Source organism: Rheinheimera riviphila (genome assembly GCF_004005945.1).
Classification (GTDB): Bacteria; Pseudomonadota; Gammaproteobacteria; order Enterobacterales; family Alteromonadaceae; genus Pararheinheimera; species Pararheinheimera riviphila.
The window spans coordinates 14,898-29,293 of the sequence record NZ_SACS01000032.1; the positions used below are offsets into that span (position 1 = coordinate 14,898).

General features: G+C 48.5%; 13 protein-coding genes and 1 pseudogene. 2 read left to right on the plus strand and 12 right to left on the minus strand.

What is annotated here, in order from left to right; translation table 11 throughout:
* Positions 1-132: 132 nt before the first annotated feature.
* From EOE67_RS19245 to EOE67_RS19275, 7 genes and pseudogenes are all read right to left on the minus strand, one after another.
* Positions 133-474: a type II toxin-antitoxin system ChpB family toxin gene (locus tag EOE67_RS19245; protein WP_127701032.1), complete on the minus strand. Its 342-nt coding sequence runs from the start codon at positions 472-474 to the stop codon at positions 133-135.
* On the minus strand, positions 474-725 hold the full coding sequence (locus EOE67_RS19250; protein WP_206099671.1) for an AbrB/MazE/SpoVT family DNA-binding domain-containing protein: 252 nt from the start codon (positions 723-725) through the stop codon (positions 474-476). The genes EOE67_RS19245 and EOE67_RS19250 overlap by 1 nt, the downstream gene beginning before the upstream one ends.
* 1,196 nt (positions 726-1,921) lie before the next feature.
* Complete coding sequence (locus EOE67_RS19255) at positions 1,922-2,371, minus strand: hypothetical protein (RefSeq protein WP_127701036.1); 450 nt, start codon at positions 2,369-2,371, stop codon at positions 1,922-1,924.
* A 457-nt stretch (positions 2,372-2,828) separates the two neighbouring features.
* Positions 2,829-3,772, minus strand: a pseudogene (locus tag EOE67_RS21175) (IS110 family transposase).
* 256 nt (positions 3,773-4,028) lie between these two features.
* The gene (locus EOE67_RS19265; protein ID WP_127701037.1) at positions 4,029-4,598 is read right to left on the minus strand and encodes an NAD(P)H-dependent oxidoreductase; all 570 of its coding nucleotides are present in this window, start codon (positions 4,596-4,598) and stop codon (positions 4,029-4,031) included.
* Positions 4,599-4,718: 120 nt separating this feature from the next.
* The gene (locus EOE67_RS19270) at positions 4,719-5,090 is read right to left on the minus strand and encodes a MerR family transcriptional regulator (RefSeq protein ID WP_127701039.1); all 372 of its coding nucleotides are present in this window, start codon (positions 5,088-5,090) and stop codon (positions 4,719-4,721) included.
* An 82-nt stretch (positions 5,091-5,172) separates the two neighbouring features.
* A complete protein-coding gene (locus tag EOE67_RS19275) occupies positions 5,173-5,628 on the minus strand; it encodes a DUF4870 family protein (RefSeq protein ID WP_206099672.1) in 456 nt (151 codons plus the stop codon).
* A 72-nt stretch (positions 5,629-5,700) separates the two neighbouring features.
* Here EOE67_RS19275 and EOE67_RS19280 point away from each other — a divergent pair, with 72 nt between their 5' ends.
* Positions 5,701-5,916, plus strand: a complete 216-nt coding sequence (locus tag EOE67_RS19280) for a hypothetical protein (RefSeq protein WP_127701041.1) — start codon at positions 5,701-5,703, stop codon at positions 5,914-5,916.
* 124 nt (positions 5,917-6,040) lie between these two features.
* Positions 6,041-7,282: a serine hydrolase domain-containing protein gene (locus tag EOE67_RS19285; RefSeq protein ID WP_164852441.1), complete on the plus strand. Its 1,242-nt coding sequence runs from the start codon at positions 6,041-6,043 to the stop codon at positions 7,280-7,282.
* Between the two features lie 59 nt (positions 7,283-7,341).
* Here the strand turns inward: EOE67_RS19285 and EOE67_RS19290 are convergent, their stop codons facing one another.
* The 5 genes from EOE67_RS19290 to EOE67_RS19310 form a co-directional block, all read right to left on the minus strand.
* Positions 7,342-10,206 carry an alpha/beta fold hydrolase gene (locus tag EOE67_RS19290; RefSeq protein WP_127701045.1) on the minus strand — a complete coding sequence of 955 codons (2,865 nt, stop codon included), beginning with the start codon at positions 10,204-10,206 and terminating at the stop codon, positions 7,342-7,344.
* Positions 10,203-10,724, minus strand: a complete 522-nt coding sequence (locus tag EOE67_RS19295) for a hypothetical protein (protein WP_127701047.1) — start codon at positions 10,722-10,724, stop codon at positions 10,203-10,205. Before EOE67_RS19295 ends, EOE67_RS19290 begins: the two co-directional genes overlap by 4 nt.
* A 202-nt stretch (positions 10,725-10,926) precedes the next feature.
* Entirely contained in the window at positions 10,927-12,162 is a 1,236-nt protein-coding gene (locus EOE67_RS19300) for a serine hydrolase domain-containing protein (protein WP_164852442.1), read from the minus strand.
* Between the two features lie 37 nt (positions 12,163-12,199).
* Positions 12,200-13,768, minus strand: coding sequence for an ankyrin repeat domain-containing protein (locus EOE67_RS19305; protein WP_127701051.1), 1,569 nt, complete (start codon positions 13,766-13,768; stop codon positions 12,200-12,202).
* A 21-nt stretch (positions 13,769-13,789) separates the two neighbouring features.
* Positions 13,790-14,236: a BlaI/MecI/CopY family transcriptional regulator gene (locus EOE67_RS19310; protein ID WP_127701053.1), complete on the minus strand. Its 447-nt coding sequence runs from the start codon at positions 14,234-14,236 to the stop codon at positions 13,790-13,792.
* Between the last annotated feature and the right edge of the window lie 160 nt (positions 14,237-14,396).

Genomic DNA, 14,396 nt, shown 5'->3' on the forward strand with positions numbered 1-14,396 from the left:
AGATTGATTGAACATGATAGAAGGCGACCTGCGGGTCGCCTTTTTTATTATTTGTAAGCAAGATGTCGTTTGCAAGAAACTTACATTTTCAAGCTGTGGTCAGGGGTAAAACCTATCCAATGGCGCCTACACCTACTCCAAAATACTCGCCACAATCGCCAATACTTCTTCTACCACGGCGGCCGGAGCCTTTTCAATCAGTCGGGCATGCCGGGCGTTTAGATCAACGGATCGTAAACCACTGGCGATGATCACGCCTTGAGTGACGCTGCCAGTGCCCATCAAGGTGACAGCAAAACCGGCAATTCGGGCGTAGTTGCCGCCTTGGGTGATTGGGGCGATAAAGGTCAGGCCAAGTTTATTAAAAGCTACCGGGCTTAATACCAAGCAAGGGCGACTTTCGCCTTGCATTTCCTGACCTGAAGTTGGGTTTAAACAGGCTTCGACAATATCTCCCCGCTGAAACACCACCATCAGATTTCATTCCCTACCGCTGTAGCCTGATCCCATTCTTGCAGTGATTCTGGCATTGGCGCCGTTGGATCACATTGTGCCAGCAAGTCAGCAAGCTGATACTTCGGCCTGGATTTAACCGGACTGATGATAATGTTGCCATCCTGCTCGGCAATCGACACCATATCGCCTTCTTGCAGCTGGAGTTTTTTCATCAACGGCGCCGGAATAATGGTGCCAGCGGAATTTCCTATTTTTCTGACATGGGTCAACATACCAATCCTCTGTGCAATACGTTACTACATTGTGGATACATTAGCTGCTAACACAAAGAGAGTCAATCATGGAAAACTCAGCGCTGGCGTTTTGGATGCTGGGTACTTTGGGAGGGCTGAGTATGACCCTGAAGGCTGAGGTTTTTTTCATTCAAAAGCAGATGCTTGCGTAGGGCGCTACTCGCCGCGTCAGCGGCAGTACGCCAGTTGGTGATTTGATGCTGACCAGCTTGACGGCGGACTAGCCTGCGGCTGAGTCCGCCCTGCATTTTTCATTTAAAAACAGATACTTGAAAATAAAAGGCAAAAAGCAAGACTTGCCCCCCACTGCTGACACACTGGAACGGCTAAAAAGAGAGTCAATCATGGCAAGAACAGCGCTGGCGTTTTGGATCCTGGGTACTTTGGGAGGGCTGAGTATGACTGAGGGCTGAGGTTTTTTTCATTTAAAAGCACATGCTTGCGTAGGGCGCTACTCGCCGCGTCAGCGGCAGTACGCCAGTTGGTGATTTGATGCTGACCAGCTTGACGGCGGACTAGCCTGCGGCTGAGTCCGACCTACATTTTTCATTTAAAAACAGATGCTTGAAAATAAAAGGCAAAAAGCAAGACTTGACCCCCACTGCTGGGTACATTGGCTGCTGACACAAAGAGAGTCAATCATGGCAAGAACAGCGCTGGCGTTTTGGATGCTGGGTACTTTGGGAGGGCTGAGTATGACTGAGGGCTGAGGTTTTTTTCATTTAAAAGCACATGCTTGCGTAGGGCGCTACTCGCCGCATCAGCGGCAGTACGCCAGTTGGTGATTTGATGCTGACCAGCTTGACGGCGGACTAGCCTGCGGCTGAGTCCGCCCTACATTTTTCATTTAAAAACAGATGCTTGCGCAAAAGAATGGAGGCAAGTCTTGCTTTTTGCCATCAGACCAGAAAAGACCAAAAGCAAGACTTGACCCCGCGATTTGTTGGCAAAATAGCGCTCAGCCGAGGCAAATATCTGTAGGTTTAGTGAACTAGACCGAAGGAATTTAACGAAGGATAAGGGTATTTTGCCAAGGCCCCCGAGAGCGCCTGAAAATGACGTATTCGGCGTTGGTTAAATTGAGCAATAAAACAACTATTGCTCAATTTTCCCGCCTTGCATGCATACTTCTCAGTCACTCATTCTGTTCATTTTTTAAACGTCATGGTGCTCTAGAAAGGCATTCCATTATTAATTTGGATACTAGCATTGCCATTTTGGCTCGAAGTGTTCGATACAATTCGTAATGCATAAGCTACAAGTGATACCGAGTTGTCATATTCTGGAAGGTCTTGCCAATTAATCACAGCATAACCGTAGTTAAGACTGGCGGACTGTATTGTTATATAACCGGTACTGTTTGCTGCCAACGTAGTATTAGCATTAGTAAAATTGACATAAACAGGTGCAGTCACTTTGTTCCCATTTTTATCAAAAAATGTAACCGCTACATTGACAGGATTATCATTAATATTAGATATATATATATGAGTAGGTCGTAGCGTAGAATCAGTTGCCGACCAGTGTGAAACAACTGCACTACCACTACCAGCTAACAGTGGACAAGGAAATAATAGCGTTGAAATAGCTGCAAGTAATATTTTGTTGATTGCTTTTTTCATAAATGGCTCTCTTTAATCAATTTTATGGTGTCGAATATTGCTTGTTCTCATTTTTAAACCATTGAAGCGTCGGTGAAAAAAATTTCAAAAACAAAATTAGATTAGCGCATGCTTTCATATTATTGAAGCATTTTTTCCTTTACCCAACATAAGCAGAAAACCAGACATATACGGACGCAGCCATAGTTGTCATGGAAAAATTGGGGTCACCCATTAGCCGTTCCAGTGTCAATAGCAATTACGAGCCCGCGCGCACTGCAAAGTGCGCGTCTTTTTTCCCCTTGCTGACCTATTACCGTCGCATTTTAGTTCTCATTGGTGGTTACCGATTTATCGCTCCAGTCACCCTTCAGGATCAAGGCTGTGGACTGACTTCGTCCGACCCCTGGCTACTTGTAGCGCCAGAAAACCCTCTGTTCTCCTGCCTGTCCAATTGATGCAGCTACGCTGAGTAAACTCAGCTAAATGCGCGTTTCACATCAAACTCCACCCCATTTTTTAATATGTTGAAACAAGCTCTGGCAAGTTTATGAGCGACAGCTTTCATTGCCACCACCTTTAAGTTTTTCGCGCATTTACGTTGGTAATAACGCTTGATCAATTCATCCGAAGCAATCGCAAAGTGTGCTGCTTCCATAAACGCCCAGCACAAATAACGGTTACCACATTTGCGATTGCCTTCACCTTTCTTCTTGCCATTAGACTCACGTTTTGAGCTAACCATGCGGGCATAGGATGCAAAGTTGCCACAACTTTCAAACCGTTGAATATCGCCGGTTTCCAGATAAATCGTCATTGAAAGAATATCACCGACACCTGATATTGTTTTGAGCAGTTGAAACGCTTTACAGGGCTTTAGTTGGCGTTTTAATTCAGCCTCTAACGTCTGAATTTGCTGTTCAAGCGATTGCATCACCATCCAATTTGCCCGCACTGCAAGTTGCTGCTCAGGCAGCAAGGCCAACTCTGCGATATGCTCTGCTGTCCACTTCTTAATGATTGCACCAGCTGCGAGCGTTTACGTGCTAAATCCCGCAACGCCCTGGCTTCTTTTGGATAAATATAACCGCAGGGCAACAGGTTCATTCGCAGCAAATGAGCCAAATGCCTGGCATCGCCAAAATCCCCGCTGTATTTCAGGCCGTCATAAACAACCACGGCCGCAGTGTTGACCAATCGGACTTCGTACCCTTCACCTTGCAAAGCATCGACCAACCAATACCAGTTGTAAGTAGACTCGACCGCAATCGCTTCAATCTGTGGTTGATACATGGCAAGCACTGCGAGAATAACCTGCTCATCGTTAGGTAAACGTTTGGAATAAATGATCTTATCGTTCTCATCCAGCACAACCAGAACCGAATTATTGGAATGAAGATCAATACCGACATACAATTTCATACGGCCTCCTTGGAAATAGATTTTTTCGACAGCAATCAAAAAATAGCTATTAACGAGGAGGCCGTCGAAGGCCGTTTAGGCTAGATGATTATCAAGTCTTGCTTTTTGCCATCTGACCAGAAAAGGCCAAAAGCAAGACTTGCCCCCGTTGTTCTGATGGACGATGGTTGTCACTTCCAACTCAAATAGCTACTTAATTTTCGACTGTGGGACACGGGGCAAGATCCCACAGACTTAAAAGAGTCAATGGAGGACATCACCGCGCCGCCAGCCGTTGCACCTTATCCAACCAGCGCTGACGTTTCGCAGCATCGGCAGTTAACACTGGGCCAAAATAATGGCTGGCTTGGTTTTTAATGCCGACAAAACCAAGAATGGTGCGGCTGAGCTGAAAATACAGTGGATTGCCTTGCCACCATTTGTACCAGAACACCGGCGTATCGAGTGTCAACAACAGCTCTGACGTGCGGCCTTTGAGTAGTTTGTCCGGGATCATCTTGCCAGGCTGATAGGCAAAGGCAAAACCCGGCAGCAATACGCGGTCGAATAAACCTTTGAGCTTGGCCGGCATGCCACCCCACCACACCGGGCAAATCAGTACAATATGCTCGGCCCACTGCAGTTGTTGCTGAAACAGCGCTAAATCAGGTTCCAGCGGCTGCTTTTCATCGTAACCCTGACTCAAATCGGCCTGAAACTGTAACTCGCAAAGGTGCACCAGTGTGACCTGACACTTGGTACCGGCAGTTGCCGCATACTGTTCTGCCATCAGTTTGCAAAAACTACGTGATTTAGGGTTGGCATTGATCACTAACACTTTTTTCATTGAATGACTCCATCTGTAGAAGATGGTCATGCTAAACCCTGCCCCTAAGGTCAGAGTCAAGTGTCAGTTTGAAACAGGTATTAAATCGTCAGCATCAGGTAGAAAAAGTTGCTGATGCTGTCAGCTATTCGGCTCGCACTGATTCAGCCCCTTGGCCACACAAGCAGCTATTAACTGCTGATAGTGCTTAATCCTTTGCAATTCAGCTTGTTGCTGGATAATTTGCTGCGCAACTGCAGCCTGTTTTAGTGCCAGCAACTGATCCAGCGCCACCCAATCCAAATCCTGCGCACCACGCTTGAGGTGTTGCATTTCCGCCAATGACACGCCCAGGCTCTGCGCTTCTTTAATCAGCTGCACAAATTCGACATGCGACTTATCATAAACCCGATACTGACCGTGCCGACGCACCTGCAATAATTTCAGGGTTTCGTACAACCGGATCGCCCTTGGCGTGGCACCGGTTAATTTTGATAGTTCACCAATGAACAAAATTTGTGCTCCAGAAATGGCGTAACTAAGCAGAGTTACAGAATACGCATTTTCCGCCGCTTGGCGCCACCAAAAATTGGTACTAACGGCGCAATCTGTGGCGGTCTGACCGCTCTGAAGGATCCCGATGCAGGCCGTGACGATCTTGTCTTCGGTACATTGGCTTATTGTCATTGAGGTATAACCAGCCTTTTGCCACCCGGTAGATAAACCAGATGGTGCTGGTCGCGATGAGCAAAATGCCAGCTACAAAAAGCGGCACCCCGTTGACACCGGCAGCCATTAAAAAGAGCGCAAACCCAAGCAAGGTCCAGCACACGCTAAACAAGAAAGTTCTGATTTGCCAGCGGAAATGGCTTGCCAGAAAAGTACCTTCCACCTCGGATTTTTTGATGATGTTAATAATGATTGCCACCACACCACTGATGCCGGATAAAAAAGACAGCGCATACAAAGCATAAAGTACCGAGGTCAGCGTTTTAGCAGATTGCTCGCGCTGCGTATCCATTTCCTTCCTTTTAGTATCAATATCTTCCATTCACAAAGCTCCTTTTGCAGCTTCTGCCGCTATTGCAATTTCGCTCATGATGTTGCTGAATACAGTCCAAATATGACGAAACAGGCAACAGTTCAAGCGGCAAAGGTTAAACGTTTCCAAATATTGAAGCAATTATTTAACACCATGCAGCTGACTAAATCCAATCTCATGGCGCAGGTCACAAAATGTTACTTGCGCTACGGTTTCGCGGCAGATTTTTTTCTGCTTCAGGTTGTTCGCAAACAGGCTCATGCAGGTCTATTAGTGCCTAATTTCGCTAAAAATTGACGATTCTCGCTATCCCCTATGCAGCCTCTCTAGACTTACCTTTAAATATCATAACGTTAATCAAAATCCCGAGATGGACTACAACTTGCTTTATTCCCAACTTTTAACCAATAGGAAGGGAATAATGAAAAAAATAATTGGGATCGTCTGCACGTTGGTCGTGGCTGTTGGGGTGTGTTGGTGGTTATTGCCAACCCAGCAGCCGTTGAGTCAGAACCTCACCGAACTCGACCAGTTTATTCCGGCGTTGATGACTGAAGCGGCCATTCCCGGCCTTGCCATAGCCCGGATTAAAAATGGCCAGACCGTGCTTTTACAAACTTATGGCAAAGCTAATGTTGAAACTGATATGCCGGTGACCAAAGATACGTTGTTTAACCTGGCTTCAATCAGTAAACCTATGATGGGGCTGGTGCTGCTGCAGCTGGTCGAACAGGGTAAACTCGATTTAGATCAGGATATTAATCACTACCTTCCTTTTAAAATAGATAATCCGCATACCGAAAATGAAAAAATTACCTTACGCCATCTAGCCAGTCATTCATCCGGTATTGCTGACTATTACGACATCCGGAGTTACGCCGAAAATCGCGATTCGCCGATATCACTGGAACAACATCTGAAAAGTTTGTTATTGCCGGACGGCAGCAACTATCAGCAAGGCGCACATTTTCTGGCGCACCAACCGGCGACTCAACGTCAATACAGCAACCTGGCGGCAGGCTTAGCCGGTTATCTGGTGGAAGCAAGCACCGGCCTGTCGCTGGCGCAATATAGTAAACAGCAGTTATTTCCATCCTTGTCGATGACGCAGAGCAGCTGGCTGTTACACGACTTGCCACTGAACAACATCGCCGTACCTTATGAAGTTGAACAATGTGTGCCGTATTTGCCACAAATCGCCGGGCTGAGCTGCGCCGACACCGAATCGCCGGTATTCAATGAGCTCATTAGCCGTTATATCAACCCACCGGCTGCCGACAAAAATTTCAAAGCTTACCCGCATTTTGGCAACCCACAATATCCGGATGGCGGTATGCGCAGCAGCATTTTGGAGTTAAGCCAGTTTCTGGTTGGCGTGCTGAACAATCAGGACCGCAACGGACAACCGTTATTATCGGAAGCGATGTATCAGGAAATGTTTAAATTGCAGCTTGATCCGGCCATCTCCGACAACCAGCGCTTTTTCTGGCGCGATAACAGCATGGGCCTCACTGGTCATATGGGGTCAGATTTAGGGGTTTTTACCGCCATGTATTTTGATCCGACCAGCAAAGACGGTTTTATTATCCTGATGAACCGCGGCATGGACACCAAAGCTGTGGCTGCGATGCAGCAGATAGCTGCCAGATTACATCCAAACTGAGTCCTTGCAGATAACAGCAATTGACGTCTCCTCAATTCAACAAGCAAGAGTTTGCAAGGCTATTGAAATACAAACTCTTGCTGGTACAAATTCTGTCCTTTTAAATCAAAAACCTGCAACATCCAGGCTGCCGATTTTTTATCCGGTGCACTGTTCAGGGTGTTATGAAGACGAAGCCAACTGGGTTGTCGCACCATCATCGCCTTATCGGATAACAACTGAATAGTTCCATCAGACAGCTTGCGTTGCCAACGTACCAAGAGCCAGGTCCCCACATTGCCGGTTGAGTCATCGCTCCGGTCAATTTTCAGCGCGCTGCCAAAGTCCAAGCTGGTGTTCAGCGGATAACTCGATGCATTCTCATATTTCACACCTGTACCTTCATACAAACCATGGCGATAACCAGAGACTTCCGCGCTGATATCAATTGGCTTTGCCAAGGCGCGTTGTAACAAACCAATCAATCTATGGCGTTCGGCATCGCCAGGTTGTCCCTCAATCAGCAGACGGGCGACGATGCTGTTTGATGTTTCCTGTAACAATCGGCTATGCGGATCAGAAAAGTGCTGTTGATGGGCTAACAAGTGCTGCTCGATAGCGTTTAGGCACGTATGCCAGTCAACTGCTTGCGCCCAACCAAGACAAGTCGCACGTGCCAGATACAAAGTAGCTGTGCCAGCGGAATACAGTTTGGCGGCGTTGCGAAAATGCTGATTTGATTTTGGTAGGTCTGGCTGGGTGTGGAGACCTGCGCTGTACAACAGCCCTAACATCAATTCCGCAGTACTGTTTTTGTTCGCTGCAGCCTCGCGCAAATACTTCACTCCTTTTTGTAGATCTTGAGGCAGCCCTTCACCGTAGATGGCTGCTCTGGCAAGTTCAACCATGGCGCCGCTATGCCCGGTTGCAGCAACTTGTTGATAAAGTTGCATGGCTGCGGGTAGATCTTTTGCCAGTTTTTCCCCGGTGGCCAGTAGCTCCGCTTGCCGATACCACTGCTCGGCCTGCTCGGTGATTGATGAAGTTGCATGAATCGCCAAATGTTGGTCGAGGAATTGTTCGATGAGTCCGATCTGATGATGTTCCAGATCCCAACGGTCATGACCATGACCAGTGTCCTGATAAAACATGGGCTGCACCGATTTTCCGGCACGTTTTAATGCATCAAACATTCGATGACTTTGTTCAAAACCGGTCGTGTCATCGTCCATACCTGCAATCAACAAAACCGGAGCTTGCAACAGTTGCGCTTTGTACACTGGTGACCGTTCCCGCAAACCGTCATGCATCGGGCCAACAACACGCTCGACCCTTTTTTGTTGCTCTGGTAACACTTTCAAGTTGCTGGCATTAAACAGTAACGGTAAATCATAAATACCAAAACCTGCGATCACGCAGCGATATTGTTGCGGTTGATGCATTGCCAGCATCATGGCTGAGTATCCGCCGTAGCTATAACCCATGGCACAGGTTCGGGTGATACCGTACTTTTCCACCACCTGAGTGACCGCTCGAGTGATGTCCTGCTCAATACCTGCACCGAGTTCAGCAATTCCGCGCTCTTTGAAACTTTTACCGTATCCCCGCGACCCCCTGAAGTTTATGCGCAATACTGCATATCCACGACTGGCAAGGAACTGCACTGTAGGCTCAAAGTCGTCCGTATCCTGCACCCCAATAGGCCCGCCATGAGGCATGACCACTAACGGCGGCACTTCGTTGTTTTTCTTTGCAGGCAAAGTCAGTAACGACTCAATCAAGAGGCCATCTGCAGCTGCGGACTCCAATTTAACGGTCGATGCTAATGAATAATCTGCTAGTGCGGGTAGTTTTTCGCCAATAAATTTCGGTTTTTGACCAGACTGATATAAATAATATTGTCCAGGATTGGTAGCTGAAAAAACCAGCACCAGATGCCAGTCCGCTTCACTATCAACAAATATCCATTGTTGCTCAGGAAAGTATGCAGAAAGTCCCTGATGTAATTGTTGTTCTGCTGTCACGAAAAACTGTTGCTCAAGCCGACCATGCGCCAGATAACTGACAGAGGCGAGCTGGTCACCATAAAAGTCAGCGCCTATCAGGTCATAACGGGGATGCTCAAAAAGCAGGTCACCTATTTGCTGGTTTGTGATGTCAAAGCGATACAAAGCCACTTTGTCGCTATTTTTATCACTCAATACTGCCAGGCTATCCGCCGACAGAAATTGCATCGGCAGAAAACTAAAATCTGTTGGATTGTAACTAAAAAGAGGAAGCCACTGTTTTTGCTGCAATTCTCGGTACTTTACATCAATGAGCCGGGTATCTTGATCCCATCGGACACTGATGAGTCGATTGGTTTCAGGGTCATAAATTAATGCTGAAGCAGAAGCTGAATCCGTTAAACTTTGAATAAGATTGGCTGGCGGGAACTGCCGGGCAAGTAATTGTTCAATGCTCAACTGATATAAATCGAATCCAGCATCTTTTCGACCGGCATCGTGTGCGAAGAGTAACCGAGGCGGGTAGCCTTTCAGTTGACCAACTAAATATCCATTTGCTGGCACCGCTGTGACAACAGCACTGATATTTCCATCAGTTTGTTGCAGTTGCACTATTGAATGGATCCAAGAGTTATCGCGTCCTGAGACCAAATAGAGATTATTGTGATCTAACCAGCGGTATTGTCGAACCCAATCAATCTTTGCAACCAGAGCAATGAGTTGAAAATCATTGGTTTTTCGGTTGTACAGCGCGAGCCCCTTCCGGTTTTTCTGATTGATAAAAGCAGAAATATGCCGGCCACCCGGAGAGAATTGCAATTGAGATATTGTGGCTTCACGAAATAACTCGGTCGCAGGAATAGGATTAGCAACGGCAACACTTTGTGTCAGTATCGAGAGCAACCCCAAGATCATGAACTGCAGCTTTTTTGCGATCATTTTGCAGCCCCTCGCCCTTCGACATATTCGAAGTAATGATCCTCACCAGGGCCTGAATAACGCACCTGATAGTTATTGAGTAAGGCGGCGTGGTGCTGCTCCAAATATTGCAGAGCCATCGAGGCGCGGTTTTCAAGCTCAGGTATCCGTCCTTTTAACTGCAGTTCACCGATGTAGCTGATTTGTCCGTGCTGCACCCTGAAATTCCAGAAACCCGATTTTAAGTGCAGTTGCCATCGCTGGTTGAGTTTGACCGATTCAATCTGATAGTGGCCTGCCGGCAAATCAATCAAAATATAATGATTCCCAGCAGTCAAATCAGCGGCACCTAAGAAAAAGTTTTTCTGACCAGCAACTTTAAGTTCTTCCAAATCAACATCGCTATCGACGCTCAGCAGCAGATACCCACCATTGACAGATACACTGTCATGAGTTGAGGATTTAATTGAACTAACCTGCTGACTGCAAGCAAACAGCACAACTGTGCTAATCAGTAATAATGATTTCCATACCGACATAAAATTCCTTTTAAAGGTACGATTGGCGCTCTTTTGTCAATCAGACGTTATGCATTCCCCATCATGCACTGCAACTTGACCTCTATGCAATGCACAGTTTTTGTCCTTTAAATGCAAATGCCTACATATGCGGTGGTCCATCATACAAAAGTCAGCAGGCTGACTTTTGTAATTGGTGACATCCTACTGACGATTCCAAAATTTATTCTGCTTCAGCTAACAACTCAGGCGCAATATGCCGCAAAAATGGTCGGATAATTGCCGCGGCTTGCCCGGCGAAATCACAGTAATTTTCTTTCACGGTGTTGGTGTTCATTGCCAGCACCAGCTGTAGTTCCGGATACACCACCAGCCAGCTCTGCGCGCCGTCCGACACGCCTCCATGGTGGATATAGCGGATAGCTTTGGTTAACTTATGGTCTTGATCACAGAACAGAAAATCGCGCTCGGTCACCCGCCAGCCGAGGGCATAGTTTTGATCGTTCACTTCACCGTTGGTGAGCTTTTGCGGTGTCCAGAATTGTTGTTGAATATCAGCGCTGATAAAAGCCGGATCGAGCCAGGCAGCGCCGAGTTTTGCCAAATCCACTGAACTGGCCGCCAGGCCACCACCGGCCCATTTCTGACTGAGATCAACTGGCCAATGTGGTTTGACTTGCTGTTCGTTACTGAAATAAAACTGTACCTGCGCTTGATAAGCCACTTCTGCCGCCATCAAGGATGGCAAGGCCAAAGGCTGGCTGATTTCACGCGACAGATAAGCTAAAAACGGCTCGTCCACCGCACTTTGCAGCACCGCACTCGCCAGATTAATGCCAAAGGAGCTGTATAAAAAACCGCTGCCCGGCTGATATTGCAGTTGCGCCTGATCAAATAGTGCCAGGCTGTCCATCACATCGGTGTAGCGATGTTGTTTGACCAACGTGCGCCAAACGCCGACCCAGTCACTATTTTGCTCGTAACCCGGCAAGCCAGCGGTGTGCGATAACAGCTGACGCAGGGTAAAATCCCCCCAGGCCGGGTTCGGTAAATCGGCTTGGTATTGACTGATCGGTGTATCCAGTTGCAAGGTGCCGGCCTGTACCGCCCGCGCAATCGCGGTGGCGGTCACCGGTTTCGAGCTGCTGCCGATCCGAAACTGGCTGTTGGTGGTCACCGGTTGTTGTTTTTCAACATCGGCAAAACCAGCCGCGCCGCCCCATACCAGTTCACCTTGCCACACCACCGCAGCGGTCAGCGCTGGCAAACTTTGTTCAGCGCGGGCGTCCACTAGCGCCTGCATCGAGGCAGCTGCGGCGGCAGTCAGCTGCGGCTGATGCAGTTGTTGCTGCTGCGGCACCTCAGATGGCAACGCTTGCCAACCACTGAACCAATAAACAGATGCAGCCAGTACCGGCAGCACAATCAAACCTAACAGTATCCATAAAAACTTTTTCATCAATCCCTCCATTAAATACCCGATCAAACCACTGACATTAACGCGCGCCCTGCGACAACAGATAAGCACGTAGTTCTGGTGTCGCCGCCCGGCTAAGCGCAGAGCGTAACGTCCGGCCATCCGACAACGGCGTTTCCACCTGTAAATTAATCCTGGCGCCCGCGGCCAGTAACAACTGCACCATCGCGCTATCGCCGTTGTAACTGGCATTAATCAGCGCCGTTTCATCCGCCAGCACCACAGCGTTGACATCAGCGCCTGCGGCCAGCAAACGTTTGGCCATCGCCACATCACCAAGTTGCGCCGCAATAATCAAAGCATTGCCATCCCCACCGCTTTTGACATGCACATCCGCACCAGCGCCGAGCAGCAATTCGACCATCGCGTAGTGTTGATGCCGCACGGCCACCATCAACGCACTGCCCTCGCCCGGCATTGGTAAATTGAGCGGCATTGGTAAATTGAGCGACGCGCTAGCCGCCAACAGTTGTTGCACTTTCCTGATGTCGTTAGCCGCAACGGCATCCAGTAAATCCGCCAATGGCTGCAGCTGACTTAAGCGAACCTGTGCATGGCGTTTGGGCAGGTCGGCAATTTGCCAGCGGTTCGCCAGCACCACTGCGCCAACCAATAACAAACTCAAGGTGCCCAGCATGGCGAAGAGCGGCAACCGATACGCTGGTATTGGCTGTAACACCGCATGAATGCGCAGCGCGAGTAACGGCTGATGTTGCCAGCGCTGCGCCAGTTCCGGCGCCTGTGCAACCGATGGCTGACTGCAATCGAGCAGCGTTTGCGCATACTGCAGCTGCGCCCTTTTGCTCGGTAAAGTGGCAAGCACCAGTGCATCGGCCCGCAGTTCACGAAAACGCAAAAGTTCGCGGCACAGCAGCCGCCAGCACGGACTCCACCAGCAGAAAATGCCAAGGATTTGTTGTAGATAAAAGCTGCGCAAATCGCCCAGTTGCCAGTGGCTGTGTTCGTGCGCCAGCACATGCTGCAATTGTTGCGGGCTCAACTGCTGCAAATAATGGGTCGGTAACAGGATAAGCGGTTGACGCAGACCTACTAACATCGGACTTGGGATCGCAGGATGAACTTTGATGGATAAGGGCTTCGTTTTCAAAGGTGGCAATATCGCAGTGGCCGCTGCTCGCAACTGTCGGCTTGCCAGATAACTGCGCAGCAACATCAGCAGTTTTAAAAAAGAAATCAGCGGCAATAACAGCCAGAGCCAGAATACCGGTGACACCATATACATGATTTGCGGCAACAGTGGAAAATGGTGTTGTTCAACCACCAGTGGATCCAGCGCAGTTGCCGTGATGGCGAATGAAGGCAGGTTTTGTACAGAATTAGCTTGCGCTAACACGGGCGCCAAACTGCCGTGCAACCAGGGCAACAACTGTTGATCCAAAGCCCAGGGTTGCAGCAATAATACCGGCAGCAAAAACAGCAGCACGGCAACTGCGGTCCAAAGCCTCAGCATCTGTTGTGGCGCCGGGCACAACTGACTGCGACCAAGCACATAAACTGCCGGCACCAACAACAGGAGCAACAATAGATGCAACAACAGATAAAACCCCAGCCAGCTGATTTCCAGCATTACTGTCCCCTACAAATTCGCTTAATGACCGTTGTGTTGCGCCGGATCGTTGTCTACTTGAATATGATCTGCAGGATCCGGATCAGCCGCCTGCACAGCTTCATCAATACTGGCTTGCAACTGCGCGGTAAGTTCTGGCGAGAGGTGTTGTTCCGTCAGTAAATGCTGCGCCAGTAAAGCGGGCGAGCCACCGAAAAACCGTTTTAATAAACTGCTGAGCGCCTGGGTACGCGCCTCTTGCTGCACAGTAATGGCCTGATAGATAAAAGCTTTGCCATGCTTCTGCGCCTGAACATGGCCTTTTTCCAGCAAAATCCGGCACAAGGTCTGCACCGTGGTGTAAGCCACCGGACTATCCTGACTCAACACCGCCGCGATATCTTTCACCGCCGACGGGCCTTGTTGCCACAACACCTGCATAATTTTTTGCTCGGCGCCGGTCAACTCGGTTGATTTTGTTCTGGCCATCACGAATTCCTACTAATGATTTAGTTTTAAAATAACGCAGCGCTAAAACCCTTGCAACTAATTCTTTAGTTTTAAACTGGAGGAGCAAGTGCTGAGAAGTGCTGAGTGAGAGTGCTGAGGGTCATGAGAGTGCTGAGGGTCAGGTCTTGCTTTTTGCCAC

Bases quoted from the DNA above. Each gene is read 5' to 3' on its own strand.
- EOE67_RS19255 (WP_127701036.1), bottom strand. From the start codon at position 2,371: ATGAAAAAAGCAATCAACAAAATATTACTTGCAGCTATTTCAACGCTA.
- EOE67_RS19265 (WP_127701037.1), bottom strand. From the start codon at position 4,598: ATGAAAAAAGTGTTAGTGATCAATGCCAACCCTAAATCACGTAGTTTT.
- EOE67_RS19310 (WP_127701053.1), bottom strand. From the start codon at position 14,236: ATGGCCAGAACAAAATCAACCGAGTTGACCGGCGCCGAGCAAAAAATT.
- EOE67_RS19300 (WP_164852442.1), bottom strand. From the start codon at position 12,162: ATGAAAAAGTTTTTATGGATACTGTTAGGTTTGATTGTGCTGCCGGTA.
- EOE67_RS19305 (WP_127701051.1), bottom strand. From the start codon at position 13,768: ATGCTGGAAATCAGCTGGCTGGGGTTTTATCTGTTGTTGCATCTATTG.
- EOE67_RS19290 (WP_127701045.1), bottom strand. From the start codon at position 10,206: ATGATCGCAAAAAAGCTGCAGTTCATGATCTTGGGGTTGCTCTCGATA.
- EOE67_RS19295 (WP_127701047.1), bottom strand. From the start codon at position 10,724: ATGTCGGTATGGAAATCATTATTACTGATTAGCACAGTTGTGCTGTTT.
- EOE67_RS19245 (WP_127701032.1), bottom strand. From the start codon at position 474: ATGGTGGTGTTTCAGCGGGGAGATATTGTCGAAGCCTGTTTAAACCCA.
- EOE67_RS19280 (WP_127701041.1), top strand. From the start codon at position 5,701: ATGACGAAACAGGCAACAGTTCAAGCGGCAAAGGTTAAACGTTTCCAA.
- EOE67_RS19285 (WP_164852441.1), top strand. From the start codon at position 6,041: ATGAAAAAAATAATTGGGATCGTCTGCACGTTGGTCGTGGCTGTTGGG.
- EOE67_RS19275 (WP_206099672.1), bottom strand. From the start codon at position 5,628: ATGGAAGATATTGATACTAAAAGGAAGGAAATGGATACGCAGCGCGAG.